At 69.6% G+C, this 25,664-nt stretch carries 24 protein-coding genes; 5 read left to right on the forward strand and 19 right to left on the reverse strand.

The annotated features are described in order from the left end of the window. Window positions 1-209: 209 nt before the first annotated feature. Entirely contained in the window at window positions 210-1,190 is a 981-nt protein-coding gene (locus tag BN977_RS11605) for an alpha/beta hydrolase (RefSeq protein ID WP_131590085.1), read from the forward strand. 56 nt (window positions 1,191-1,246) lie between these two features. Here the strand turns inward: BN977_RS11605 and clpC1 are convergent, their stop codons facing one another. The 3 genes from clpC1 to lysS form a co-directional block, all read right to left on the reverse strand. Continuing rightward, on the reverse strand, window positions 1,247-3,766 hold the full coding sequence (gene clpC1, locus BN977_RS11610; protein ID WP_024455718.1) for an ATP-dependent protease ATP-binding subunit ClpC: 2,520 nt from the start codon (window positions 3,764-3,766) through the stop codon (window positions 1,247-1,249). Window positions 3,767-4,069: 303 nt separating this feature from the next. Then, entirely contained in the window at window positions 4,070-4,411 is a 342-nt protein-coding gene (lsr2, locus tag BN977_RS11615) for a histone-like nucleoid-structuring protein Lsr2 (protein ID WP_024455717.1), read from the reverse strand. Window positions 4,412-4,538: 127 nt separating this feature from the next. Continuing rightward, the gene (gene lysS / locus BN977_RS11620; protein WP_051561296.1) at window positions 4,539-6,074 is read right to left on the reverse strand and encodes a lysine--tRNA ligase; all 1,536 of its coding nucleotides are present in this window, start codon (window positions 6,072-6,074) and stop codon (window positions 4,539-4,541) included. A 23-nt stretch (window positions 6,075-6,097) separates the two neighbouring features. On the opposite strand from lysS, the gene BN977_RS11625 reads away from it, so the two are divergent. Beyond that, window positions 6,098-7,306, forward strand: a complete 1,209-nt coding sequence (locus BN977_RS11625) for an alanine racemase (RefSeq protein WP_036397663.1) — start codon at window positions 6,098-6,100, stop codon at window positions 7,304-7,306. On the opposite strand, the gene BN977_RS11630 is transcribed toward BN977_RS11625, so the two are convergent. From BN977_RS11630 to ftsH, 11 genes are all read right to left on the reverse strand, one after another. Beyond that, window positions 7,303-8,112: a type III pantothenate kinase gene (locus BN977_RS11630; protein ID WP_036397664.1), complete on the reverse strand. Its 810-nt coding sequence runs from the start codon at window positions 8,110-8,112 to the stop codon at window positions 7,303-7,305. The two genes, BN977_RS11625 and BN977_RS11630, sit on opposite strands and share 4 nt — an antisense overlap. Next, window positions 8,112-8,519, reverse strand: coding sequence for an aspartate 1-decarboxylase (gene panD, locus BN977_RS11635; RefSeq protein ID WP_024455713.1), 408 nt, complete (start codon window positions 8,517-8,519; stop codon window positions 8,112-8,114). The genes BN977_RS11630 and panD overlap by 1 nt, the downstream gene beginning before the upstream one ends. Then, complete coding sequence (gene panC / locus BN977_RS11640; RefSeq protein WP_036397665.1) at window positions 8,519-9,454, reverse strand: pantoate--beta-alanine ligase; 936 nt, start codon at window positions 9,452-9,454, stop codon at window positions 8,519-8,521. Before panC ends, panD begins: the two co-directional genes overlap by 1 nt. Continuing rightward, a complete protein-coding gene (locus BN977_RS11645; protein ID WP_024455711.1) occupies window positions 9,451-10,413 on the reverse strand; it encodes a Rossmann-like and DUF2520 domain-containing protein in 963 nt (320 codons plus the stop codon). Before BN977_RS11645 ends, panC begins: the two co-directional genes overlap by 4 nt. An 81-nt stretch (window positions 10,414-10,494) precedes the next feature. Then, window positions 10,495-11,793, reverse strand: coding sequence for a DUF6779 domain-containing protein (locus BN977_RS11650; protein ID WP_191262520.1), 1,299 nt, complete (start codon window positions 11,791-11,793; stop codon window positions 10,495-10,497). Between the two features lie 77 nt (window positions 11,794-11,870). After that, window positions 11,871-12,347, reverse strand: coding sequence for a DUF3180 domain-containing protein (locus BN977_RS11655; RefSeq protein ID WP_036397667.1), 477 nt, complete (start codon window positions 12,345-12,347; stop codon window positions 11,871-11,873). After that, window positions 12,347-12,862, reverse strand: coding sequence for a 2-amino-4-hydroxy-6-hydroxymethyldihydropteridine diphosphokinase (gene folK / locus BN977_RS11660; RefSeq protein ID WP_036397669.1), 516 nt, complete (start codon window positions 12,860-12,862; stop codon window positions 12,347-12,349). Before folK ends, BN977_RS11655 begins: the two co-directional genes overlap by 1 nt. Further along, complete coding sequence (gene folB, locus BN977_RS11665) at window positions 12,859-13,239, reverse strand: dihydroneopterin aldolase (RefSeq protein ID WP_036397670.1); 381 nt, start codon at window positions 13,237-13,239, stop codon at window positions 12,859-12,861. The genes folK and folB overlap by 4 nt, the downstream gene beginning before the upstream one ends. After that, complete coding sequence (folP, locus tag BN977_RS11670) at window positions 13,232-14,029, reverse strand: dihydropteroate synthase (protein ID WP_036398943.1); 798 nt, start codon at window positions 14,027-14,029, stop codon at window positions 13,232-13,234. The genes folB and folP overlap by 8 nt, the downstream gene beginning before the upstream one ends. A 32-nt stretch (window positions 14,030-14,061) precedes the next feature. After that, window positions 14,062-14,661 carry a GTP cyclohydrolase I FolE gene (gene folE / locus BN977_RS11675; protein ID WP_036398945.1) on the reverse strand — a complete coding sequence of 200 codons (600 nt, stop codon included), beginning with the start codon at window positions 14,659-14,661 and terminating at the stop codon, window positions 14,062-14,064. Continuing rightward, window positions 14,658-16,931: an ATP-dependent zinc metalloprotease FtsH gene (gene ftsH / locus BN977_RS11680; RefSeq protein ID WP_051561298.1), complete on the reverse strand. Its 2,274-nt coding sequence runs from the start codon at window positions 16,929-16,931 to the stop codon at window positions 14,658-14,660. The genes folE and ftsH overlap by 4 nt, the downstream gene beginning before the upstream one ends. 147 nt (window positions 16,932-17,078) lie before the next feature. Here ftsH and BN977_RS11685 point away from each other — a divergent pair, with 147 nt between their 5' ends. Further along, the gene (locus BN977_RS11685; protein WP_036397671.1) at window positions 17,079-18,002 is read left to right on the forward strand and encodes an alpha/beta fold hydrolase; all 924 of its coding nucleotides are present in this window, start codon (window positions 17,079-17,081) and stop codon (window positions 18,000-18,002) included. 53 nt (window positions 18,003-18,055) lie between these two features. Beyond that, entirely contained in the window at window positions 18,056-18,793 is a 738-nt protein-coding gene (locus BN977_RS11690) for an SIMPL domain-containing protein (RefSeq protein WP_024450511.1), read from the forward strand. Here the strand turns inward: BN977_RS11690 and BN977_RS11695 are convergent. The 5 genes from BN977_RS11695 to dacB are packed head-to-tail and all read right to left on the reverse strand — an operon-like array spanning window position 18,790 to window position 25,028. Then, complete coding sequence (locus BN977_RS11695) at window positions 18,790-21,012, reverse strand: molybdopterin-dependent oxidoreductase (protein ID WP_036397672.1); 2,223 nt, start codon at window positions 21,010-21,012, stop codon at window positions 18,790-18,792. The genes BN977_RS11690 and BN977_RS11695 overlap by 4 nt on opposite strands. Before the next feature lie 18 nt (window positions 21,013-21,030). Continuing rightward, window positions 21,031-21,615, reverse strand: a complete 585-nt coding sequence (gene hpt / locus BN977_RS11700) for a hypoxanthine phosphoribosyltransferase (protein WP_109790200.1) — start codon at window positions 21,613-21,615, stop codon at window positions 21,031-21,033. Window positions 21,616-21,664: 49 nt separating this feature from the next. Further along, window positions 21,665-22,621 (reverse strand): tRNA lysidine(34) synthetase TilS, encoded by a 957-nt coding sequence (gene tilS, locus BN977_RS11705; protein ID WP_036397674.1) that lies wholly within the window; start codon window positions 22,619-22,621, stop codon window positions 21,665-21,667. Then, window positions 22,600-23,646, reverse strand: a complete 1,047-nt coding sequence (locus BN977_RS11710; protein ID WP_036398947.1) for an Rv3626c family coenzyme F420 biosynthesis-associated protein — start codon at window positions 23,644-23,646, stop codon at window positions 22,600-22,602. Before BN977_RS11710 ends, tilS begins: the two co-directional genes overlap by 22 nt. Beyond that, the gene (gene dacB, locus BN977_RS11715; protein WP_036397675.1) at window positions 23,643-25,028 is read right to left on the reverse strand and encodes a D-alanyl-D-alanine carboxypeptidase/D-alanyl-D-alanine endopeptidase; all 1,386 of its coding nucleotides are present in this window, start codon (window positions 25,026-25,028) and stop codon (window positions 23,643-23,645) included. Before dacB ends, BN977_RS11710 begins: the two co-directional genes overlap by 4 nt. Window positions 25,029-25,112: 84 nt before the next feature. Between dacB and BN977_RS11720 the strand changes: the two genes are divergently transcribed. Continuing rightward, the gene (locus tag BN977_RS11720; RefSeq protein WP_024450517.1) at window positions 25,113-25,601 is read left to right on the forward strand and encodes an inorganic diphosphatase; all 489 of its coding nucleotides are present in this window, start codon (window positions 25,113-25,115) and stop codon (window positions 25,599-25,601) included. The last annotated feature ends 63 nt before the right edge of the window (window positions 25,602-25,664 follow it).

Consider the following 25,664-nt stretch of genomic DNA (forward strand, 5'->3'; position numbering starts at 1 on the left):
TCTGACTTTCACAGTGGCGCGACCGTTCTGGACTTACACCAGATTCCTCGTCCGTCGAGTACAACACGCATAGTAAGCACATCAGCCCTGCTCGGCGCACTCACTACGGGAAATTCGTGCCGGCCGGCGGCAACACCGACTCCTTGAGCACGCAAATACCTGGTCAACGTGGCAAACCTTAGCGTTACCTATGCATTAGTCTCACGCCCGTGACCCAACTCATACGCCGTTTCCGCGTGTGCGCCTTCGCACTTCTGGTCGTCCTGCCTTTCGTCGCCGCACCCACCGCGGCAGCCGATGCTCCGCACATCACCGATATCCAGCATGTCAACGACCGCTGGGACAAGGTCTCGGTGTACTCACCCGCGATGAACAAGGTGATCGTCAACGACGTGTTCAAGGCGCGGTCCTCGGGTGCCCCGACCTTCTACCTACTGCCCGGCATCGACGGCGGCGACAACCTCGACCCCGGTGGCAACTTCGCGCCCGGGTCCAAGTCATGGTTCGGCATGACCGATATCCAGGGCTTCTTCGCCAACAAGAATGTGAACGTGGTGTCCCCGCTGGGTGGTCAGTTCAGCTGGTGGACCAACTGGGTCAACGACGCCGACAAGCAGTACCAGACCTACATGACCTCCGAACTGCCGCCGCTGATCAACAAGCAGTACAACACCAACGGCCGCAACGCCGTCGGCGGCCTGTCCAGCACCGGCGGCACCGCGGTGGACTACGCCGTGCAGGCCCCGGGCCTGTTCCGTGCGGTCGCCTCCTACAGCGGCATGCTCAACCCGTCCGCCGATCCGGGCCAGGTCGGCATCACCCTGATGGGCGGCGGCCTGAGTGCGGACAACATGTGGGGCCCCGGCGGCGGGCCGCTGTGGATCCAGCACGATCCGACGCGCAACGCGGCCGCACTGAAGGGCACCGCCGTCTATGTCGCCGCATCGGGCTCCGGCAATGTCGGCAGCGTGGACCGGCTGCCCGAGGGATTCGGGCCGAACTTCACCGGCGGTCTGATCGAACGCATCGTCGCCGACAGCACCCGGGCCTTCGCCGATGCCGCGAAGGCGGCGGGCGTGCCGGTCACCTACGTGGTCCGGCCCGACGGATCGCACACCTGGGGGCTGTTCGAGTCCGAGATGCAGGAGTCCTGGAACACCACCGTCGGCCCGGCCCTCGGGGTCCGCTGACCCGACACCCGGCAACGACAATGGCCCCCGCCGTGGCGGGGGCCATTCTCGTTGGGTTACTCGGCGGCTGCCGTGGCAGCCAGGTCGGCGTCGGCAGAGGCCCTCGGCTTGCCCGAGAACGTGAACTTGGCGTTCTCGCCCTGGCCTTCGCCGTCCCAGCCCTCGACGTCGACGGTGACCAGCTGACCCGGACCCACCTCGTCGAAGAGGATCTTCTCGCTCAAGGCGTCCTCGATCTCGCGCTGGATGGTGCGGCGCAGCGGCCGGGCACCCAGCACCGGGTCGAATCCGCGCTTGGCCAGCAGGGCCTTGGCGTTGTCGGTCAGCTCCATCGTCATGTCCTTGGCCGCCAGCTGCTTGGACACCCGGCCGACCATGAGGTCGACCATCTGGATGATCTCGTCCTGCGTCAGCTGGTGGAACACGATGATGTCGTCGATGCGGTTGAGGAACTCCGGCCGGAAGTGCTTCTTCAGCTCGTCGTTGACCTTGAGCTTCATCCGCTCGTAGTTGTTCTCGCCGCCTCCCGAGGAGAAGCCCAGCCCCACCGCCTTGGAGATGTCGGAGGTACCCAGGTTCGACGTGAAGATCAGCACGGTGTTCTTGAAGTCGACCGTGCGGCCCTGGCCGTCGGTGAGTCGACCGTCTTCGAGCACCTGCAGCAGGGTGTTGTAGATCTCCTGGTGCGCCTTCTCGATTTCGTCGAACAGCACCACGCTGAACGGCTTGCGACGCACCTTCTCGGTGAGCTGCCCGCCCTCTTCGTAGCCGACGTAGCCCGGAGGGGCACCGAACAGCCGCGACGCGGTGAAGCGGTCGTGGAACTCGCCCATGTCGATCTGGATGAGCGCGTCGTCGTCGCCGAACAGGAACTCCGCCAGCGCCTTGGACAGCTCGGTCTTACCGACACCGGACGGGCCGGCGAAGATGAACGAGCCCGACGGGCGCTTCGGGTCCTTGAGACCGGCGCGGGTCCGGCGGATCGCCTTGGAGACTGCCTTGACCGCGTCGACCTGGCCGATGATCCGCTTGTGCAGCTCGTCTTCCATGCGCAGCAGGCGCGTGGTCTCGGCCTCGGTCAGCTTGAACACCGGGATGCCGGTCCAGTTGCCCAGGACCTCGGCGATCTGCTCGTCGTCGACCTCGGCGACCACGTCGAGATCACCCGAGCGCCACTGCTTCTCACGCTCGGCCCGCTGGGCGACGAGCTGCTTCTCCGAGTCGCGCAGCCGGGCTGCCTTCTCGAAGTCCTGCGCGTCGATCGCGGATTCCTTCTCCCGGCGCGCGTCGGCGATCTTCTCGTCGAACTCGCGCAGGTCCGGCGGCGCGGTCATCCGGCGGATGCGCATGCGCGCGCCCGCCTCGTCGATCAGGTCGATCGCCTTGTCCGGCAGGAACCGGTCGTTGATGTAGCGGTCGGCCAGCGTCGCCGCGGCCACCAGGGCACCGTCGGTGATGGAGACGCGGTGGTGCGCCTCGTACCGGTCGCGCAGACCCTTGAGGATCTCGATGGTGTGCTCGACTGTCGGCTCACCCACCTGGACGGGCTGGAAGCGGCGCTCCAGGGCGGCGTCCTTCTCGATGTACTTGCGGTACTCGTCGAGGGTGGTGGCACCGATGGTCTGCAGCTCACCGCGGGCCAGCTTCGGCTTCAGGATGCTGGCCGCGTCGATCGCGCCCTCGGCCGCACCGGCACCCACGAGGGTGTGCAGCTCGTCGATGAACAGGATGATGTCGCCGCGGGTGTTGATCTCCTTGAGCACCTTCTTCAGGCGCTCCTCGAAATCGCCGCGGTAGCGGCTGCCGGCGACCAGCGAACCGAGGTCAAGCGTGTAGAGCTGCTTGTCCTTGAGCGTCTCGGGGACCTCGCCGTGCACGATGGCCTGTGCCAGGCCCTCCACGACGGCAGTCTTGCCGACACCGGGCTCACCGATCAGCACCGGGTTGTTCTTGGTGCGGCGGCTCAGCACCTGCATGACCCGCTCGATTTCCTTCTCGCGGCCGATGACCGGATCGAGCTTGCCCTCCATCGCGGCGGCGGTCAGGTTGCGGCCGAACTGGTCGAGCACCAGCGAGGTGGACGGGTTGCCCGACTCGCCACCCCGGCCTCCGGTGCCCGCCTCGGCGGCTTCCTTGCCCTGGTAGCCGCTCAGCAGCTGGATGACCTGCTGACGCACCCGGGTCAGTTCGGCGCCGAGCTTCACCAGCACCTGCGCGGCGACACCCTCGCCCTCGCGGATCAGGCCGAGCAGGATGTGCTCGGTGCCGATGTAGTTGTGGCCCAGCTGCAGCGCCTCACGCAGGGACAGCTCCAGCACCTTCTTGGCGCGCGGGGTGAACGGGATGTGCCCGGACGGTGCCTGCTGGCCCTGTCCGATGATCTCCTCGACCTGGCTGCGCACCCCTTCCAGGGAAATGCCCAGCGACTCCAGCGACTTGGCCGCGACGCCTTCACCCTCGTGGATGAGGCCCAGGAGGATGTGCTCGGTGCCGATGTAGTTGTGGTTGAGCATCCGGGCTTCTTCCTGCGCCAGGACGACGACCCTGCGGGCACGGTCGGTAAATCTCTCAAACATCGGTGGCTACCTGCTCTTCCTGCTGGGGCCTTATCTACGAGGGGCGCGGCTTGCGCTGCTCGACACATGGCGCCTGCCGTCCACTCTAATGGGCGGTGCCGACGGGTGCGTTGCCTTGGTTGTGCTTGGAGCAGAACGCCGGCGGCTCACATCCGTAGTGCACATCTGTAACGCGCAGGGAGTACCCAGCGTTTCCTGCGCGATATCGATTTCGGTTCGCCGGTAGCGAAAGAGTTTCCGCGCGGGCGGCGCCGAGGGCGACCGGGATCGGGATCGGCCCGCGAACCGCCCGGCAACGACCCGTTAGGTTGCCGCGTGGAAGGCGTCGATGACTTCGGCGGGGATGCGGCCGCGGGTCGACACATTGTGGCCGTTGCGGCGTGCCCACTCCCGGATGGCGGCGCTCTGTTCGCGGTCGATCGCGGCGCGACCGCGGCCCGACCCGGCCGAACGGCCGCGACGCCGGCCGCCGACGCGCCGGCCGGCCTCCACCCACTGCTTGAGGTCGTTACGAAGCTTGGCGGCGTTCTTCGAAGAAAGGTCGATCTCGTAGCTCACGCCGTCGAGAGCGAATTCAACGGTCTCATCCGCAGCCGCTTCGCCGTCGAAATCGTCGACCAACGTGACGGTTACTTTCTTCGCCATTAGCTCACACTGACCCTTCTGTGGCCGCCGTGGTTGTATCCCGAACCCCAAACCAATATTTGCATAGGATCGGAATTCATTCAACAACGCCGGCAAGGCCGAGATCAGTTACCTTGTCTACGCACAATCAGTTACCGTGCCGCCGCACAATGGGGAACAAAACAGTCTCCCGAATCGACAGCCCCGTCAATGCCATCAACAGCCGGTCAATACCCATTCCGGTGCCCGTTGTGGGCGGCATCGCATACTCCAGCGCAGCGAGAAAATCCTCGTCCAGACGCATTGCCTCGTCATCGCCGGCGGCCGCCGCACGGGCCTGGTCCTCGAACCGTGCGCGCTGGATCACCGGGTCGATGAGTTCGGAATAACCCGTGGCCAATTCGAATTTACGGACATACAGGTCCCATTTCTCCGTGACGCCGGGAATGCTGCGGTGAGCACGGGTCAGGGGGGTCGTCTCGACCGGGAAATCCCGCACGAACGTGGGGGCCCACAGGTGGTCGCCCACAGTGTGCTCCCACAGTTCCTCGACCAGTTTCCCGTGCCCGTAGCCGCGATCGGTCGGTATCTCCAGCCCGAGCCGATCGGCAATTGCGCGCAAGGTCTCGACACCGGTTTCCGGTGTGATCTCCTCCCCCAGCGCCTCCGACAGCGATGGATACATTTGCAGTGACGGCCATTCACCGTCCAGGTCGTACGTACTGCCGTCCGGCAGCGGTACCTGCCTGGTGCCGATCGCCTCGTCGGCTACCTCCTGAACAATTTCGCGGGTGACCCGGGCCGAATCGTCGTAGGTGCCATAAGCCTGATATGTCTCCAACATCGCGAATTCGGGCGAATGCGTGGAATCCGCGCCCTCGTTCCGAAAGTTGCGATTCAGCTCGAAGACCTTCTCGAAACCGCCGACCAGACAACGCTTGAGGAACAACTCCGGGGCGATACGCAGGTACAGATCGGCATCGAGGGCATTCGAGTGGGTGACGAAAGGCCGGGCCGCCGCGCCGCCGGGCAGCGTCTGCAACATGGGCGTCTCGACCTCGAGGAAACCCCGGCGCTCCAACGCGGACCGGACCGCACGCACCACCGCAATGCGCTGCCGCGCGATGGTGCGCGCCTCCGGACGGACGATCAGGTCGACGTAGCGCTGCCGGACCCGGCTCTCCTCGCTCATCTCCTTGTGAGCCACCGGCAGCGGTCGCAGCGCCTTGGAAACGATTTGCCAGGAATCGGCAAGCACAGACAATTCACCGCGCCGTGAGCTGATCACCTGGCCGTGCACGAAGACGATGTCGCCGAGATCGACGTCGGCCTTCCAGGCGTCCAGCGAATCCTGCCCCACCTCGGCCAGGCTGATCATCGCCTGCAGCTGGGTGCCGTCACCGTCCTGCAGCGTGGCGAAGCACAGCTTGCCCGAGTTTCGCGCGAAGACGACCCGCGCGGCCACCCCGACGATATCGCCGGTCTGGGTGTCGACCTCCAGGTCCGGGTAGGCCGAGCGCAGCTCGGCCAGCGAGTGGGTGCGGGCCACCTGCACCGGGTACGGATCACGCCCCTCGGCGAGCAGGCGCTCCCGCTTGGCCTGGCGAATGCGGTACTGCTCCGGAATGTCGTCGGAGTCGGCCGAGTTCGCGGCGGGCTGGGCGGACGCATCAGAAGAACTCACGACGTGCCAGCTTAAATGAACACGTGAACCCGCCGCCGCACGCTGCCTTCGCCGCCCTGGCCGGTGAGCTCCTGGACTGGCGTTTCAAGGGCCTCCCGCCGGGCTGGCAGGACACCCCGGTGGCCGAGGTCCTGGCCGCGGCGCCGGTGCTGTTCGAGGCGGGCCCGAGCGGTCCGGTGTGCGTGCTGCGGGAGGCCGCGCTCGCCCACAACCTCGCGGTCATGGCCACGTGGTGCCGGGATCGGGGCGTGCTGCTGGCGCCGCACGGCAAGACCCACATGTCTCCGCAGCTGTTCGCCAGGCAGTCGGCCGCCGGTGCGTGCGCTGTCACGGTGGCCACCATCGGGCAGGCCCGGGTGTATCGGGCGTTCGGGGCGGACGCCATCGTGCTGGCCAACGAACTCGTCGAACCGGCCGGGTTGGCCTGGTTGGCCGGCGAGCTGGACGCCGACCCGGGTCTGCGCGCGGTGTGCTGGGTGGACTCGGTGCGTGGGGTCGAGCTGATGACCGAGGCGCTCGCCGGAGCCACGCGCAGCCTGGACGTGTGCGTCGAGGTGGGCATGCCCGGCGGCCGGACCGGCTGTCGTACCGCGGCCGAGGTGGACGAGGTGGCCAGGGCGGCCGCGGCGTCACCGCGGTTGCGGCTGGTCGGGGTGGCCGGTTACGAAGCAGCGCGCTCGCAGGACGTGGGCCCCGGGGCCACCGCTGCGGTGCGCGCCTATCTCGCCGAGATGCGCGCGGCGCTGAGCCGGCTGGCCCCGCTGTTCGAGACCGACGAGGTGATCGTGACCGCCGGCGGCAGCACCTACCCGGACGTCGTCGCCGACGAACTCACGGGCGCGGCCCCGCGGGTGATCCTGCGCAGCGGCTGCTATCTGACCCACGACCATGGCTTGTATGCGGCGACCTCGCCCCTGCCGATGCGCCCCGCGATGCAGGTGTGGGCCCCGGTGTTGTCCCGTCCCGAGCCGGGCCTGGCGCTGGTCGGCATGGGCCGGCGCGACGTCTCCTTCGACGCCGGCCTGCCCGTCCCGCTGAGCCTGCCGGGGGCCACGGTGACCAAACTCAACGACCAGCACGCCTACCTTGAGCTCGCCGGGCACACCGTCGCGGTCGGCGACCGCCTCGGATTCGGAATCTCGCACCCCTGCACGACATTCGACAAATGGCAGCTGATCCCGGTGCTCGACGACGCGGACCGGGTGGTGGACCTGGTGCGGACGTTCTTCTAGTTGGAGCGGCGCAGGCGCTGGTTGTCCCGGTTGCGCTCGTATACCAGCCGCAAACCGTCCAGCGTCAGGTTCGGTTCGTAGTGTTCGACGGTGCGCAGATCCGGCAGCACCAGCGGGGCCGAATGCCCGGTCGCCACCACGGCCACCTCACTGCCCGCGAAACCGTCGACATCCGAACGGATCCGGCTGACCAGCCCGTCCACCAGGCCGGCGAACCCGAACACCGCCCCGGCCTGCATGCACTCCACCGTGTTCTTGCCGATCACCGAGCGCGGCCGGGTCAATTCCACCCGGCGCAGCGCGGCCGACCGCGCGGCTGCGGCGTCGGAAGACACCTGCACACCGGGGGCGATGGCACCACCGAGGAATTCGCCCTTGGCCGACACCACATCGACGCAGATCGACGATCCGAAGTCGACCACGATGGCCGCCGAGCCGTACTTGTGAAAGGTGGACAGGCAGTTCACGATCCGGTCGGCGCCGACTTCCTTGGGGTTGTCGACGAGCAGCGGGATGCCGGTGCGAACCCCGGGTTCGATCAGCACATGCGGCACCGACGGCCAGTACTGGTCCAGCATGAGCCGGATCTCGTGCAGCACGGACGGCACCGTGGACAGCGCGGTGGCACCGGTCAGCTGCTCGGTCGCATCGCCGATCAGCCCGTCGATGGTGAGCGCCAGCTCGTCGGCGGTGATCTCGGATTCGGTTCGGATGCGCCAGTTCTGGGTCACCTTGGCGTGATCACCGGAACCGGAGATCAGCCCCACCACGGTGTGGGTGTTGCGGACGTCGATGGCGAGCAGCATCAGCGCGGCGACATCAAGCCGGACGCGTCGGCCGGCACGAAGGCCGGGTCTGACCCGAGGTCGATCTGCCGATTGTCGGCGTCCACGAAGACGATCCTGGGCTGATATTCGCGGGCCTGTGCGTCCTCCAAGGTGGCGTAGGCGATCAAGATGACCAGGTCGCCCGGATGTACCAGATGTGCTGCCGCACCGTTGATCCCGATGATGCCGCTGCCCCGTTCACCGGTGATGGCGTAGGTGACCAGTCGGTTGCCGTTGTCGATGTCGACGATGGTGACCTGTTCACCCTCGAGCAGGTCGGCGGCGTCCATCAGGTCCGCGTCGATGGTCACCGATCCGACATAGTGCAAGTCGGCCTGGGTCACCGTGGCGCGGTGGATCTTCGATTTGAGCATGGTGCGTAACATCAATTCCTCCAAGGTAATTCGTGCTCGTCGTATTCGACGTCCGGGCCGAGCCCGGATGGCACGCCGATGTCGATGGCGATGTTGTCCAGCAGCCGGGTACCGCCGAGCCTGGCCGCCACCAGCATTCGCGCCCGGCCCTGCTCGGGCGCCGGGCCCAGCCAGGTGTCGCGCACCACCAGGTAGTCCACCTCGATGGCCGGCACCTCGTCGAGCACCGCCCGCGCCGCGTCCAGTGCGGACTGCACGCCCTCGCCGGCGCCGTACATCCCGGCCAGCAGCGCCGCCGACAGCGCGCTCGCCTGCTCCCGGTCACTGTCGCTGAGGTAGCGGTTGCGCGACGACATGGCAAGGCCGTCGGCCTCCCGCACCGTCGGCACCCCGACGATGCGGGTGTCCAGGTTCAGATCGTCGGCCATCTGCCGGATCAGCACCAGCTGCTGGTAGTCCTTCTCGCCGAAATAGGCGTGGTCCGGCCGGACGATCTGCAGCAGCTTCAGTACGACGGTCAGCATTCCGGCGAAATGTGTCGGCCGCGAAGCACCTTCGAGCTCGGCGCCGAGCGCGCCCGGGTGCACGCTGGTCCGCGGCCCGTTCGGGTACATGTCGGCCACGCTCGGTGTGAACACCACGTCCACCCCTTCGGAGCGCAGCGCCGCCAGGTCGGCCTCCAGGGTGCGCGGGTAGGCGTCCAGGTCCTCCCCGGCACCGAACTGCAACGGGTTGACGAAGATCGACACCACCACCACCGAACCCGGCACCTGCTTGGCGGTGCGGACCAGGCTCAGGTGCCCGTCGTGCAAGGCGCCCATGGTCGGCACCAGCGTCACCCGGCGGCCGGTGGCCCGCAGTGCCCGCGTCAGGTCGGCGACATCCGACGGGCGGGTGTAGACGTTGAGCTCACCGGCGGTGAAGCTGGGCGGTCTGGTCGCGTTCACTGCTGATCGGTCACCTTCCGTGCGAGCACGTCGAACACTTCCTTGGGTGCGTGCGCCCGCTGGGCGGTACGCAGTGAATTGGCCCGATAGGCTTGTGCCAGTTCGGGATCGGATTCGGTGAGGGCGAGCAGATGCCCGGCGACCGCGGCCGCGTCACCGCGCGCCACCGGACCGGTGAGCGCGGACTGCCCGCGTTGCAGCGCATTGTCCAGCGACGCCCGGGCCAGCGGGCCGACGATCCGTTCGGCCAGTCCGCCCGGTGCCTCGCCGACCAGTTCCTGGCCGAGCAACTCGTTGCCGCGCAAGGCATGCCGCAGCGCGGTCAGCGAGTCGAGCACCACGGTGACCAGATGATTGCTGGCGTGCGCCAGGGCCGCGTGATACAGCGTGCGGGCGTCCTCGCGGACCCGGAACGGCTCACCGCCGATCTCCAGCACCAAGGCCTGGGCGATGGCGTAGCCGACCTCGTCGGCGGCGGTGACACCGAAACAGGTGTCGGGTAACCGGCTGATGTCCTCATCGGATCCGGTGAAGGTCATCGCCGGATGGATGGCCAGCGGGATACAGCCCTGCTCGGTCAGCGGGGCCAGCACGCCGACACCGTTGGCGCCGGAGGTGTGCGCGACGATCGTGCCGGGCCGGACCGCCGACGTCGCCGCCAGGCCGGACACCAGCGCGCCCAGCTCGGAGTCCGGGACGGCCAGCACCAGGAGTTCGGCGCGGGCGGCGACGTCATGGACCGGCAGGACCGCGGTGTCCGGCAGTCGCCGGGCCGCGCGGTCGCGGGATGCCCGGGAGATCGCGCTACAGGCCACCACCACGTGGCCGGCCCGCTCCAGCGCCACTCCCAGCGCGGACCCGACCCGCCCGGCCGACACCACGCCGACGGACAGTCGGGCCGGACGCAGGCCGTCGGGCCCACCCCATGCGGACCACGAAGCCGAAGGGGACTGCACCATCGCAGTGACCTCGCACTTTTCTTGAGATTCGGTCGTTCCGGTCCTGCCCTGCAGGTACCGGACGGTCGCCAAGAGCGTAGCTCACTCCTCGCGGCGGCGACGCCGCCCACCTCCGGTCTGACCGGCCTGCAACCGCGACAGGAGCTCCGAAACGGGTTGGCCACCCGCGTGCTGACCTGCGCTTTCCTCCGGGATGTCGGTAGCCGGCTGGGACTCGCCGGGGCTGCGGTGCCGGGCCGGACGGCCGGCGCTCTCCGCCGTCGTCTCGCTTGCCCGGACGGGTTCCTGCGGCAGTGGCGGCGTGGCCAGCGTGGGCGGGGCGGGGCTTTCCGACGGTGCGGCGTGCCGCGAACGCGGCGGCGCGTCAGGCTCGCCGGTGCTGGAGTGCCGCCCGCGCCGGGTTTCCACCGGCGGCGGGGTCATGGCCGGTTCGGGATGCACCGGCGGGGTGCCGTTGGCCGGGGCGGACACCCAGTTGCTCCCGGGGGCGCCGGCCGGAATGAACCGTCCTTCCGCCGGAGCGGGCTGCCAACCGGCGGCCGGCTGGTGCGGCGGGGCCGGCGGCGGCGTCCACACCGGTGGTGGTGGCGCCGGTTGGGGTTCCGGCTGCTGGGGTTCCGGTTGGGGCGGTGCCGGGGCCTGCCACACCGATTCCCGGACCGGCGGTGCGACGGGCGGCTGGGGTGGCTCGCTCCACGGCGGCGGCTGCTCGGCTTCACCGGCACGGCGGTGTGCCCCGCCGGCGGGCTGCCACGGCGCCCACTGCGGCTCCGGTACCGGCGGTTCGGCCGGCACGTCGATGATCGGGCTCTCCTCGGTGCGCGGCTCCGCGGCCGGCCGGGGCGGCGTGAACGACGGCACGAACGGCTCGGCCCGCTCCCCCTCGTCGATGCGGCTGGCGATCACCCGGCCGGCCGGGCGATCGGTTTCCAGCGCGGGCCGCTGGTCGAGGTCGGTGTCGAACAGGATCTCCAGGTTGTTGCGCAGCGCCGCCAGTTCGGCCCGCAGGGCCGCGACCTCGTCGGCGGCCTGGGCGCGAAGTTCGGCGGTCAACTCGCGGCGCAGTTGCGCCTCGACCGCGAGTTCGTATTCACGCCGCGCCGAGATCTCACGGTCGAGTTGGAGGTCGTAGACCAGCTTCAGATCGCGCACCTTCGCTTGGTCGACATCGCTCTGCCTGCGGTAGATGACCGAGACGAAGGCGGCCACCACCGCCGCCCACAACGCCAGTACCACCGCGAGTTTCAGCAATTCCACCCGGTTGGTGAACACGAGCACCGAACTGGCCACGATGGCCAGCACCAGCAACACCGACAGCAGCATCCATCCCGGCCTGCGGGACACGCGCCGAACACGCATGCCGCGGGACGGATCGGTCATGGGCCGACTGTACCGTTCACAGGTCACATCGCGTGTCGACCGCTCCGGCGATTCGAGCGGGATTCGGCACCGCTGCGCTACTCGGGTGCCGCATCCCGCGGCTCCTCCGGCTCGTCGGGCGACTTGCAGCAATGCTGTAACCACAGGGCCGCGATCACCAGGGCCAGCGCGCACACCGCGGCCACCACCGCGCCCGCGGTGTCCTCCCCGGCAACGCGTAACTCGCCCCGGCGCGGCAGCAGATAGCCGAGAACGCCCACCCACCAGCCGAAGACCAGCGCACCCACCCAGGCGGACGCCTTGGCGGTGACCACCGAGCGGGCCACCGCCAGCGGGTGCAGCCTGCCACCGCCCACCCCGATGCGCCCGTCACGGATCTTGCCCCGCACGTAATGTCCCCAGCCGGCTTCCGCGCCGGCGACCGCGAGCAGCGACACCCCGGTCAACAACGTGATCGGCGGAAACCATTTGTACAAGCCGACCACCAGCAGATAGCTCAGCACGGCGGCGATCACCGCAGCCACCACCAGATCGCGTTTGCGGGTCGGGCCCATCAGTGACTCAGCACCAGGTCGGTCGGCCGGACACCGGTGCGCTCCTTGGCGTCCAGCTCGGCGAGCAGGGCGGACACCGGCTGTTCGGTGCCGGTCACCCACAGCCGCGCGTCGGCGTCGGCGGCCAGCCAGGGGATCAGCACGAAGGCGCGCAGATGCGCGTACGGGTGCGGCAGTGTCAGCCGCGGGTCGTCGCTGTGGATCTGCCCGGCCCCGTCCTGACAGGTGATGATGTCGACATCCAGTGTTCTTGGTCCCCAGTGGATTTCGCGCACCCGGCCCGAGGCATCCTCGAACTCCTGGCCGATCCGCAGCCAGTCGGCCGGGCTGCGGTCCGGATGCTCGGCGATGACGACGGCGTTGAGGAATGGACCCTGCTCCACCCCACCCCAGGCGTCGGTCTCATAGACCGGCGAGACCGCCCGCACGCAGCCGTCGAGACCGTCGACCACCGACTGCAGGTGAGCCAGCCGGTCGCCCAGGTTGGAACCGATGGACAGTACGGTGCGGGTCATGCTCGCTCCCGCATCCCGCGTCGTGACCGTCGCGCCACCACCGCAACATCGGTGAACGTCAACGGGATCGGCGCACTGGGTTTGTGCACGACGACCTCGACGGCGTGCACCCGGGGATCGGTCATCACGGCGTCGGCGATCTCTGCCGACACCGTCTCGATCAGGTTGCGCGGCGGGCCGGCGACGATATCGGCGGCCCGCTGGGCCAGCGCGCCGTAATCCAGGGTGTCGGCCAGGTCGTCGCTGGCGGCGGCCGCGGCCAGGTCCACCCACACCGTCAGGTCGACGACGAAGTCCTGACCATCCCGACGCTCATGCTCGAAGACCCCGTGATGACCGCGAACGGTCAAGCCGCGCAATTCGATTCGATCAGCCATGCTGCCATGCTCCCACCACCGCCAGCGCGTCGACCGACGCCCGCACGTCGTGCACGCGCACTCCCCATGCGCCGTCCCGGGCGGCGAGCGCGGAGATCACGGCGGTCGCGGTCTCCCGGCCCGCCGGCGGGCGCGGCCGCCCGTCGGCGCCGGCCAGCAACGTGCCGAGGAACCGTTTGCGGGAGGCCCCCACCAGGACCGGCAGGCCGGTGCCGACGAATTCCGGCAAGGCCCGCAGCAGCGCCCAATTGTGTTGCCCGGTCTTGGCGAATCCCAGGCCGGGATCGATGATCAGGTTGTCGGCGGACACCCCGGCCGCCACCGCGGCGTCCACGCTGCGCAGCAGTTCCTCGCGCACCTCGGTCACCACATCGGTGTACCGGGGCACCTCGTGCGGCCGGTCCGCGCCGACCGAACGCCAGTGCATCAGGATCCACGGCACGCCGGCCTGGGCGACCACACCGGCCATCGCCGGGTCGGCCCGCCCGCCCGACACGTCGTTGACGATCCGCGCGCCGGCCGCCAGCGCCGCCTCGGCGACCGCGGCGTGCATGGTGTCGATGCTGAGGGTGAGGCCATGAGCGGCAAGCTCTTCGATGACCGGCACCACCCGGCCGGTCTCCACCGCGGCGTCCACCCGGGTGGCCCCGGGCCGGGTGGATTCCCCACCGACGTCGACGATCGCGGCCCCGTCGGAGACCAGCTGCAGGGCGTGCGCCACGGCGCGGTCACGATCCAGGAACTGTCCGCCGTCGGAGAAGGAGTCGTCGGTGACGTTGACGACGCCCATCACCACCGGGCCGGGCGCAAGCGTGCTCTCGCTCACTTCCGCAGGATCAGTTCCAGTGCCTCGGACCGGGACGCCTTGTCCGTCTTGAACTGCCCGCGCACGGCCGAGGTGGTTGTCACGGCGCCGGGTTTGCGCACCCCGCGCATCGCCATGCACAGATGCTCGGCCTCGACGACGACGATCACCCCACGCGGGTCGAGCTTGCGCATCAGGGCGTCGGCGATCTGCGCGGTCAGCCGTTCCTGCACCTGCGGGCGCTTGGCATACAGGTCGACCAGCCGGGCGATCTTGGACAGCCCGGTCACCCGGCCGTCCAGTCCGGGGATGTACCCGACGTGCGCGACCCCGTGGAAGGACACCAGGTGGTGCTCGCAGGTGGAGTACATCGGGATTTCCTTGACCAGCACCAGCTCGTCGTGCTGTTCGTCGAAGGTGGTGTTGAGCACCGCATCCGGGTCGGTGTACAGGCCGGCGAAGATCTCCCGGTAGGCGCGCGCGACCCGGGCCGGGGTGTCCACCAGGCCGTGCCGATCCGGATCCTCGCCGACCGCGAGCAGCAGCTCCCGCACGGCGGCCTCGGCCCGCGGTTGATCGAAATCGCGCAGTGCCGCGTTGGCCTGGCTCGCCGTCATCGACGCTCCTCCGGTGCCGGCTCGCCGTGGGCCGGCGGGTAGGGCGGATATGGCCGCTGTTGCTGCGGCGGATACCCAGGCTGCTGCGGTGGCTGTTGTTGCGCCGGTGGGTACCAGTAGCCCTGCGGCGGCTGTCCGCCGGGCTGGCGCGGTGGCCAGCCCGGGGCGTGCCAGCCGGCCGGCGCGCCGTAGTCGGGCTGCGCGGGCTGGGCACCGTTGGGTGCGCCGTTGCTGCCGTTTGCGTGTCCACCGACGCCGTTGCCGTTCTTGCCCGCGGCGGCCTCGGCGGCCGCGTTCGCCTTGGCCATCGCGGCCTTGAACGCCGGTTCGGGCACCGGCGGCGGCCACGGTTCGCCACGCTCGATGGCGATCTCGCCGGGCGTCTTGATGGGCGGCTTGTCCGAGGGGATGCGCCCGCCGAAGTCGTCGAACATGGTCAGCCGCGGCCGCTTCTTCACATCCTTGAGGATGCGCTCGAGATCGGGGCGGTGCAGGGTTTCCTTCTCCAGCAGCTCACCGGCGAGCACGTCGAGGGTGTCCCGGTATTCGGTGAGCACCTCCCACGCCTCGGTGTGGGCCGCCTCGATCAGCTTGCGCACCTCGTCGTCGATGTCGCGGGCCACCTCGTGACCGAAATCGGCCTGGGTGCCCATGGTGCGACCCAGGAACGGGTCGCCGTGCTCGGTGCCGTAGCGCACCGCACCCAACTTCGGGCTCATGCCGTGCTCGGTGACCATCGCCCGAGCGACCTTGGTGGCGTTCTCGATATCGGACACCGCACCCGTGGTCGGTTCGCGGAAGATCAGTTCCTCGGCGGCCCGGCCGCCGATGGCCATCACCAGCCGGGCGATCAGCTCGGACCGGGTCTGCAACCCCTTGTCGTCCTCGGGGACGGCGACCGCGTGCCCGCCGGTGCGGCCGCGGGCCAGGATGGTGACCTTGTACACCGGATCCAGGTGCGGCATCGCCCAGCCGGCCAGGGTGTGCCCGGCCTCGTGGTAGGCGGTGATCTTCTTCTCCAGCTCGCTGATGATGCGGCCCTTGCGGCGCGGTCCACCGATCACCCGGTCGACGGCCTCTTCCAGGGCCGGTCCGGTGATGATGGTGCCGTTCTCCCGGGCGGTCAGCAGCGCGGCCTCGTTGATGACGTTGGCCAGGTCGGCGCCGGAGAATCCGACGGTGCGCTTGGCCAGGCCGTCCAGGTCGGCGTCGGGGGCGATCGGCTTGCCCGCCGAGTGCACCCGGAGCACGGCGCGCCGGCCGGCCAGGTCCGGATTGGTGACCGGGATCTGGCGGTCGAAGCGGCCGGGACGCAGCAGCGCCGGGTCCAGGATGTCGGGCCGGTTGGTGGCGGCGATCAGGATGACGCCCTGGCGGTCACCGAAGCCGTCCATCTCGACGAGCAGCTGGTTGAGCGTCTGCTCGCGTTCGTCGTGGCCACCGCCCATGCCGGCGCCACGCTGCCGGCCGACGGCGTCGATCTCGTCGACGAAGATGATGCACGGGCTGTTCTGCTTGGCCTGCTCGAAGAGGTCACGGACCCGGGAGGCGCCGACGCCGACGAACATCTCGACGAAATCCGAGCCCGAGATCGTGAAGAAGGGCACACCGGCCTCGCCGGCCACGGCCCGGGCCAGCAGGGTCTTACCGGTGCCCGGCGGGCCGAACAGCAGCACGCCCCGCGGGATCTTGGCGCCGAGCGCCTGATAGCGGCTCGGGTTCTGCAGGAAGTCCTTGATCTCGTAGAGCTCTTCGACCGCCTCGTCGGCGCCCGCGACGTCGGCGAACGTGGTCTTGGGCATGTCCTTGCCCAACTGCTTGGCTTTCGACTTGCCGAAACCGAAGCCCATCCGGCCGCCGGTCTGCATGCGGGAGAACATCACGAACAGGCCGACCAGTAGCAACAGCGGCAGCAGGTAGATGAGCAGGGAGCCCAGCACACTGCCCTGGTTGACCACGGTGTTGGTCTTGGCATTCTTGGCGGTCAGCGCATTGAACAGGTCGACCCCGTACCCGGTCGGGTACTTGGTGATGATCTTGTCGCTGTTCTCGGTGTCACCGTTGCCGGATTTCAACTCGAGGCGCAGCTGCTGCTCACGGTCGTCGATCTGGGCGCTCTTGACATTGTCTGCACTGATCTGCGCCATCGCCACCGAGGTGTCGACGGGTTTGTATCCGCGGGTGTCATCGCTGAAGTAGAAGAAGGACCAACCCAGCAGCAGCACGACCGCGATCGCGGTGACTGTGCGGATCACGTTTTTACGGTTCATCGATGTCTTCCGCCGGCGCGATGGCCGGCCCGGTCCTTCCAATGTGCGCAGTTGAGAACTTTCAGGCTACCGCTAGACCAACGATCGGCAGTTCCCGCCGTGGGATCAAACGCACCTTTTCGGCCACCCGTGTGCTTGGCTGGCTGCGTGCTGACACCGATCGAGCGGTCAGTGGACACCAATGGTGTGACGCTGCGGATCACCGAGGCCGGCGAGCGGGGTGCGCCGGTGGTGCTGCTGGCCCACGGCTTCCCCGAGCTGGCGTACTCGTGGCGGCATCAGATACCGGCCCTGGCCGCCGCCGGCTATCACGTCATCGCCCCCGACCAGCGCGGCTACGGCGGGTCGTCGCGCCCGCCCGCGGTCGGCGACTACGACATCGCGGCGCTGACCGGAGATCTGGCGGGTCTGCTCGACGACGTCGGCGCCGAGCGGGCGGTCATGGTGGGCCACGACTGGGGTTCACCGGTCGTGTGCAATTTCGCGCTGCTGCACCCGGAGCGGGTGACGGCGGTTGCCGCGCTGAGTGTGCCGCCGGTGCCACGGGCGACGGAGCCGCCCACCCGGATCTGGCGCAGGCTGGTGGGCGACGGCTTCTTCTACATCCTGCATTTCCAGGAGCCGGGCGTCGCCGACGCGCAGCTGGGCCGCGACATCCGCGACACCATGACCCGCATGTTCGCGATGCAGGGCTTCACCGCGCCCGCCACCGACCTCGCGGCCGACCCCCTGCCGCCGCTGCCCGAGTGGATCGGCGCCGACGAATTCGACCGGTATGTGACGGCCTTCGAGCGAACCGGGTTCACCGGGCCGCTGAACTGGTACCGCAACTTCGACCGCAACTGGGAGCTGACCGAGACCACCCCGGCACCCACCATCACCGTGCCGGTGCTGTTCCTGGCCGGCAGCGGCGATCCGGTGCTCGGCTTCACGCCGCGCCACCGAGTGCACGACGTGGTGGCCGGCGACTACCGCGAGGTGCTGCTCGACGGGGCCGGACACTGGCTGCAGCAGGAACGCCCCGCCGAGGTCAACACCGTGCTGCTGGAGTTCCTCGCCGGCGTGCGCTGAGCCCCCGCGCAATCCTCACCTGGACAGTTGCTTTCAGCCGCTAGGGTGCGAACATGCCCCTCGCACGACGTGCAAAGGTCCGGATCGGTCTCACCGCGATCGCCGCGGCTCTCGCCATCGGCGCCGCCGCCTGCGACTCGAAACCCGCCTCCCCGCAGGCGGGCGAGAACGCGCCGCGGCAGGTGACGGTGATCGGCAGCGGGAAGGTGCAGGGCACCCCCGACACGCTGACCGTATCGGCGTCCATGGAGGCCACCGCGCCCGATATCACCGCGGCGCTGAACCAGACCAGTCAGCGCCAGCAGGCGGTGATCACCGCGCTGGGCGGGGCCGGTGTCGACAAGAAGGACATCAGCACGTCGCAGGTGTCGCTGCAGCCGCAGTACAACATCGACGGCTCCACCATCTCCGGCTATCGGGCCGGCAACTCCATCGACGTCAAGATCCGCAAGATCGACACCGCGTCGAACGTGTTGGCGCTCATCGCCAATACCGGCGGTGAGGCCACCCGGATCAACTCGATCAACTACTCGATCGAGGACGACTCACAGCTGGTGAAGGACGCCAGGGCACGCGCCTTCAACGACGCCAAGGACCGCGCCGATCAGTACGCGCAGCTGTCCGGGCTCACGCTGGGCAAGGTCATTTCGATCTCCGAAGTCCCGGCCGGTGGCACCCCACCGCCGCCACCCACCCCGATGCCGCGCGCGGCGATGGCCGAGGCGGTGCCGCTGGAGCCCGGGCAGCAGACCGTCGGGTTCTCGGTGACGGTGGTCTGGGAGCTGACCTAACCGGCGGGCGCGATATCGACCGGGATGCCGTTGAGCACGGCGGTTCCCGACAGCGGGTCCAGCGCGGCACCGTCGTTGAGCTGATTGACGTTCACGCCGGGCGCGGCCGCGGCGACACCGAGCCGGGTGCCCTCGCGGTCGTGGCCCCAGCCGTGCGGCAGGGACACCACGCCGCGGCGCATGTCCGCGGTCAGCTCGACCGGGGCGATCAGTTCCCCTCCGGGCCCGCGCACCTTGGCCGCGTCGGTCAGGCCGAGTTCGGCGGCGTCGTCGGGGTGTACCTGCAGCGTGCAGGTGTTGGTGCCGCCGGTCAGCGTCGCCACGTTGTGCATCCAGCTGTTGTTGGAGCGCAGATGCCTGCGGCCGATCAGCACGTACGCCTCGGCGGTCCGGCCGATCGAATCGCGCAGCCGGGCGCTGTCGGCGACCAGCGGCGCCGGCGCCAGCTCCACCTTGCCCGACGGGGTCGAAATGACTTGTGCCAGCCGGGGTTTCAGCGGACCCAGGTCGATACCGTGCGGCGCCTGCAGCAGCCGGGTCAGCGTCAGCCCGTCCGGGTCGGCTCCGAAACCGTCGCCGTAGGGTCCGAGGCGCAGCATCATGTCCAGCCGGCGCTCGTAACCCCGGGAACCGGTCAGCGCGGCGGTCAGTTCCGCCACCGGCCTGCCGTGCACGGGCGAGTTCGGGTCGGCGGTGGCCTTGGCCAACGTTGCGGCGATGACCTGGTCGTCGACCAGGCCGGGGTCACCGTGCGGGCCGACCCCGAACACGATCAGGGCGATCCGGGACAGGATCTCGGCCTCGTCGGGCCTGTCGTCCGCCGCGGGCAACACCGGCGGGGTGTAGCGCACGTTGTTGCGCACCGCCAGGTTGTTCAGCGCGAAGTCGAAATGCGGGCTGGCCGACGGTGGGGGCGGGGGCAGGATCACGTCGGCGTGCCGGGTGGTCTCGTTGAGGTAGGGGTCGATCGACACCATGAACCCGATGCCGGCCAGCGCGCGGTCCAGCCGCGCGCCGTCGGGCGCGGACAGCACCGGGTTTCCGGCGACGGTGATCAGCGCCTTGAGTTGACCGTCGCCGGGGGTGTCGATCTCCTCGGCCAGCGCCGTGGCGGGCAGTTCCGACAGCACCTCGGGATGCCCGGACACCCGGCTGCGCCAGCGGCCCGTGACGAAGCCGCGTCCGGGCCCGGGCTTCTTCGGCGCCGGGGCGGTCGCCCCGAGCGGGAACATCGCCCCGCCGGGCCGATCCAGGTTCCCGGTCAGGATGTTGACCACGTCGACCAGCCAGCTGCCCAGCGTGCCGAATTCGACTGTGGAGGTTCCGATTCGGCCGTACACCGCCGCGGACGGCGCCGCCGCGATCTCGCGGGCCAATTCACGGATCTCGGTGGCGGACACCCCGCAGTGCTCGGCCACCGTCTCCGGCGCGAATCCCGCGGCCAGGCTGCGCACCTCGTCGACGCCGTCGACCAGATCCGCGATCGCGCCGAGATCGGTGAGCCCCTCGTCGAACAACACGTGCACCACCGCGAACAGCAGCGCGGCATCGGTGCCGGGGCGCGGCGCGATGTGCCGGTCGGCCAGTGCGGCGGTCCGGGTGCGGGCCGGGTCGATCACGGTGAGCCGGCCGCCGCGTTTACGCAGCGCGCGCAGCTTGCCGGGGAAGTCCGCCGCGGTGGCCAGTGAACCGTTGGACACCATCGGGTTGGCACCGATGATCACCAGGTGGTCGGTGCGGTCGATATCGGGCACGGTGAAGGCGACGGGGCTGCCGAACAGGTAGCCGAGGGCGACGTGTTTGGGCATCTGGTCCAGCGTGCTGGCGGAGAACACCTGTTTGGTGCCGAGCGCCTTCGCGATCACCGGCGCGTACAGCGCTCCGGCGACGGTATGCGCGTTCGGGTTGCCCAGGTACACCCCGACCGACGCCCCGCCGTACGCGGCCAGCACATCGCCGAGCCCGGCGGCGACCGCGTCGAACGCCTCGGCCCAGGTGACCTCGACCAGTTCGCCGTCGCGGCGGATCAGCGGGCGGCTCAACCGGTCCGGATCGTTGTCCAGGCCGGGCAGGCTGGCCCCCTTGGGGCAGATGAATCCGGCGCTGAACACGTCGTCGGCGTCGCCGCGGGCGTGGGTGACGCGGCCTGCCTCGATGGTCAGCACCAGACCGCAGGTCGCTTCGCAGAGCGGGCAGATCCGTTGGGCTGTTTCGGTCATCACCGCATTCTGCGCCGGTTACGGGTGCTCGTACACCTTGGGTTCCAGCGTGCCGATGAACGGCAGGTCGCGGTAGCGCTCGGCGTAGTCCAGCCCGTAGCCGACGACGAACTCGTTGGGGATGTCGAAGCCGATGAACGAGATGTCCACGTCCGCGCGCACCGCCTCCGGTTTGCGCAGCAACGCGCAGACCTGCAGCGAACGCGGGCGCCGGGTGGCCAGGTTGCGCAGCAGCCACGACAGGGTCAGGCCGGAGTCGACGATGTCCTCGACGATCAGCACGTGCCGGTCGTTGATATCGCGGTCGAGGTCCTTGAGGATGCGCACCACGCCCGACGACGAGGTGGACGACCCGTAGGAGCTGACCGCCATGAATTCGAGCTGGGTGGGCAGCGGGATGGCGCGGGCCAGGTCGGTGACGAACATCACCGCGCCCTTGAGCACCGTGACCAGCAGCAGGTCGTCTTCGCCGGCGACGAGGTCGCGGTAGTGCTCGGCGATGCTGGCCGCCAATTCGGCGGTGCGCGTCTGGATCTGCTCCTCGGTGTACAGCACCGACTTGATGTCACCGGAATACAACTCGGTGGCGGAATGCGCAGGCACGCCCACAGCGTGCCACGTGAACCCGCCCGGTTCCAATGTCGGCTCGGGATCAGACCGGTTCGGTGTGCATCGTCAGCATCCCGTCCCGACGGGCGGCGAACAGCCGGACGCGCCGCAGCGGCGACGTGACGGCCACCCCGCCCTGACCGCGCCAGTCGGTGACCAACGCGTCGACGCGGTGGATCTGGGCGCTGGTGAGGTCCCGCGCGCCGCCGTCGAGCAGCCAGCTCCTGATCACCCGGCGGCGCACCGCGGAGGGCAGGCCGCCCAGCCCGGTGACGTCCAGGCCGTCGCCGCGCCGCACCTCGACCAGGGCCCGGGCGGCCAGCGCGTCCAGCGCCTCGGCATCCTCACGCAGCGCCGCGGCGGTCCGGGCCAACGCGTCGGCCACGCCGCCCCCGAGCACCTCCTCCAACAGGGGCAGCACCTCGGTGCGCAGCCGCACCCTGGTGAAGCGCGGGTCGGTGTTGTGCGGGTCTTCCCACGGAAGCAGGCCCAGCTCGGCGCACGCCGCCCTGGTGACCGTGCGCCGCACGGTCAGCAGCGGGCGGCCCCACGGGGCGTCGTAGTCGCGCATCCCGGCGATCGAGCGCGCGCCCGAGCCGCGGCCCAGGCCGAGCAACACCGTTTCGGCCTGGTCGTCCAGCGTGTGTCCCAGCAGCACGGGCGCTCCGGCGCGGGCCTCGTCGAGCGCCCGGTAGCGTGCGGTCCTGGCCGCCGCCTCGGGGCCGCCGTCGGTGCCGACCGTCACGGTGAGTACTTGTGCCGCAACGCATCCCAGCTCCAATGCCTGCCGCTGCGCGGCGCAGGCGATCTCGGCCGAATCGGGCTGCAGGCCGTGGTCGACGATCAGCGCGACGGTGGGCCGCAGCGTCGCGGCGACGGCGGTCAGCGCCAGCGAGTCCGCGCCGCCGGACAGCGCGACGCACCAACGCTCGCCATCGTGTGCGGCCGCGAACGCACCGACGGCGGTGCGCAGGAGTGTTACAGCACCCGGTCGATCCACCGTTGCGGCTCTTCGATTTCCGTGGGCAGCGGCAGGGTCTCGGCGCTGGTCCAGATGGTGTTGAACCGTGCCATGCCGACCCGGCCCACCACCTCGTCGACGAACGCCTTGCCCCGGGTGTACTGGCTCATCTTGGCGTCGAAACCCAGCACGGCCCGGATGATCCGTTGCAGCGGAGGTTGTCTGCGGTGCCGCCGGTCGTCGAACCGGCGGCGGATGGTGGCCACCGACGGCACCACCGCGGGCCCGACGGCGTCCATCACGTGCTCGGCGTGGCCCTCCAGCAGGGTGCCCAGCACCAGCAGCCGGTCCAGCGCCTGGCGCTGCGGTTCGGCCTGCACGGCGCGCAGCAGGCCCACCACGCCGCCCGAATGCGGTTCGGCGGCTTCACCGTTGCGCCGCCCCTTGACGTACTCGGCGAGCCGGCCGACCACTTCGCCGACCTGTTCACCGGCGTCCTGGGTGAGCGTGGCCAATGCGGACGACATGTGCCCGGGCAGCCACGGGTTGGCCCGGAACTGCACCCGGTGGGTCACCTCGTGCAGGCACACCCACAGCCGGAAGTCGGTCGGGTCCACCCGCAATTGCCGTTCCACGGCAATGATATTCGGGTACACGAGCAGCAGCTCCCCGCCATTCGCCCCAAAAGGGTCGTACTGGCCGAGGATGCCGGAGGAGACGAAGGCCAGTACCGCACCGGTCTGCGCCCCGGTGATCTTCGACGTCAGGAACCCGCCGGGGGTGCCGGTGCCGCCGGTCATCAGCCGCATCGAGCCGGTGGCCGCGCGCACCCACTCCGGGCGGTCCACCACCCGGGCCTCCGCGATGTCGGCACCCTCGTTCAGCCCGGTCACCTCACGCACGGGAAGCTCTGCGCGCCTTGATAATTCGGAGAGCTGGGCGATGGCCTGGTCGCGGGTGTAGTCGGTGGTGGCCGGGCCGGGCCGGCTCAGCTTGGCGCCGACCGTGGCGGCGAATTCCCAGTCGACGGCGCCGCCGACGGTCAGCCGTGCGTCAGGGCTCATCCGCCGCACCCGCACGACCGCAGCACCGCGGCCAGCGCGTCCAGCGACGTCCGTCCCGTCGGGCCGGCATTGTTGGACATCAGCGCGAAGGTCAGCACCCGCCCGCTCACGTCGGTGACGATGCCGGCCAGCGTGTTCACCGCGGTCAGCGAGCCGGTCTTGGCCCGCAGCCAGCCCGCGGCGGCCTTGCCGGCGTCGGTGTCGAGGTACCGGTTGGACAGTGTGCCGCTGCCGCCGGCGATCGGCAGCACGTCCAGCAGCGGGCGCAGCTCGGGGTGATCCCCACTCACCGCGGCGGCCACGGCCCCGTCCAGCGTGTCGGCGGTCAGCCGGTCGTCCAGGGACAGCCCGCTGGAATCCACCAGCACCGCGCCGGTGGTGTCGACACCCACCTTGCGCAACTGGGTCAGCACCGCCTGCACGGCGCCGTCGAAACTTTGCGGGCGGCCCAGCGCCGCGGCGACCTCACGGCCGGTCGATTCGGCCATCACGTTGTCGGATTCGTTCATCATCTGCCGCAGCCGCTCCAGCAGCGGCGGCGACGTCACCGAGGCGAGCTGCCTGGCGTCCGGGATCGGCGCCGAGGACACCGTGACGGTGGCCGGATCCACGCCGAGTGCGGTGGCCAGCGCGCGGCCGGCGTCCAGGCCGGGCGTCAGCGACCGCCGCGAATCGACCGACACCGGCTGGGTGCGGCCGCCGTCGAGCATCACCGACTCCATCGGGGCGATATCGCCGCCGTCGATATCGGCGGGATCCCAGCCCGGCGCCATGGTGGGCCCGCTGTACGCGGACAGGTCGACCTGTACGGCAGTCACCGTGATGCCGCTGCGTTTGACCTGGTCGGCCAGGTCACTGATGCGGGCGGCGCCCTTGTACCAGGTGGGCTTGCCGGCCGGGGCCGCCGACAGGGTCGGGTCGCCGCCGCCGCGCAGCACCACCAGACCGGGCGTGGGCCCCGCCAGCACCGTGGTGCTCAGCGTCGCGGCGCGGTCCAGGGTGGCCAATGCGGCCACGGTGGTGAGCACCTTGTTGGTCGAGGCGGGCAGCATCGGCACCGTCGCACCCTGGGCCCACAGCTCGGCCCCGGTGCCGGCGTCGGTCACCCGTCCGGTGAGCATGCCCAGGTTCGGATCGGCCAGCGGACCGGCCAGGGCGGCGGCCAGCCCGGCCGCCGACGGCTCGTCGGTGTCGTTGCCCAGCGCCTGCACGCCGGGGGCGGCCGACGCCGGGGCGGGTTGGGGCCGGATCGCGTCGGTGTTGCGGGCGGCGATGTCGCCGGAGGCCACCAGCGCGGCGACGCCGACGACGGCGGCCACGAGTACCAGTACCACCAGGCCGATCACCAGGTGGGTGGATCGGCGCCACCGAGCGGGCCGCATATAGAGCAGGGTATCGCTACCTCTAGGGTGGACCCGCGTCGCGACAGCGGCGCCCGCGCCGTCATCCGTCCCCATGGAGGAGCTTTGAGCGAGCAGTTCGACGTCGTCATCGAGATCCCCAAGGGATCGCGCAACAAGTACGAGGTGGATCACGAGACCGGACGGGTCAAGCTGGACCGCTACCTCTACACCTCGTTCGGCTACCCGACCGACTACGGGTTCTTCGAGAACACCCTCGGCGAGGACGGCGACCCGCTGGACGCGCTGGTGCTGCTGACCGAGTCGGTGTTCCCCGGTGTCATCGTCGAGGCCCGGCCCGTCGCGATGTTCCAGATGACCGACGAGGCCGGCGGCGACGACAAGCTGTTGTGCGTGCCCGCCGGTGATCCGCGCTGGGATCACATCCAGGACCTGGCCGACGTGCCGCCGTTCGAGCTCGAGGCCATCAAGCACTTCTTCGTGCACTACAAGGACCTGGAGCCGGGCAAGTTCGTCAAGGCCGCCGACTGGGCCGGACGGGATGCCGCGGTGGCCGAGCTGCAGCGCTCGATCGAGCGGTTCAAGACGCACTGAGTCCGCTGGGGCTTGATTTTGCACCGCCGTAACACGCGGTAACGCCGGTGTGTCCTGCGCCTT

The sequence above is a fragment of the Mycolicibacterium cosmeticum genome (assembly GCF_000613185.1).
Taxonomy (GTDB): Bacteria; Actinomycetota; Actinomycetes; order Mycobacteriales; family Mycobacteriaceae; genus Mycobacterium; species Mycobacterium cosmeticum.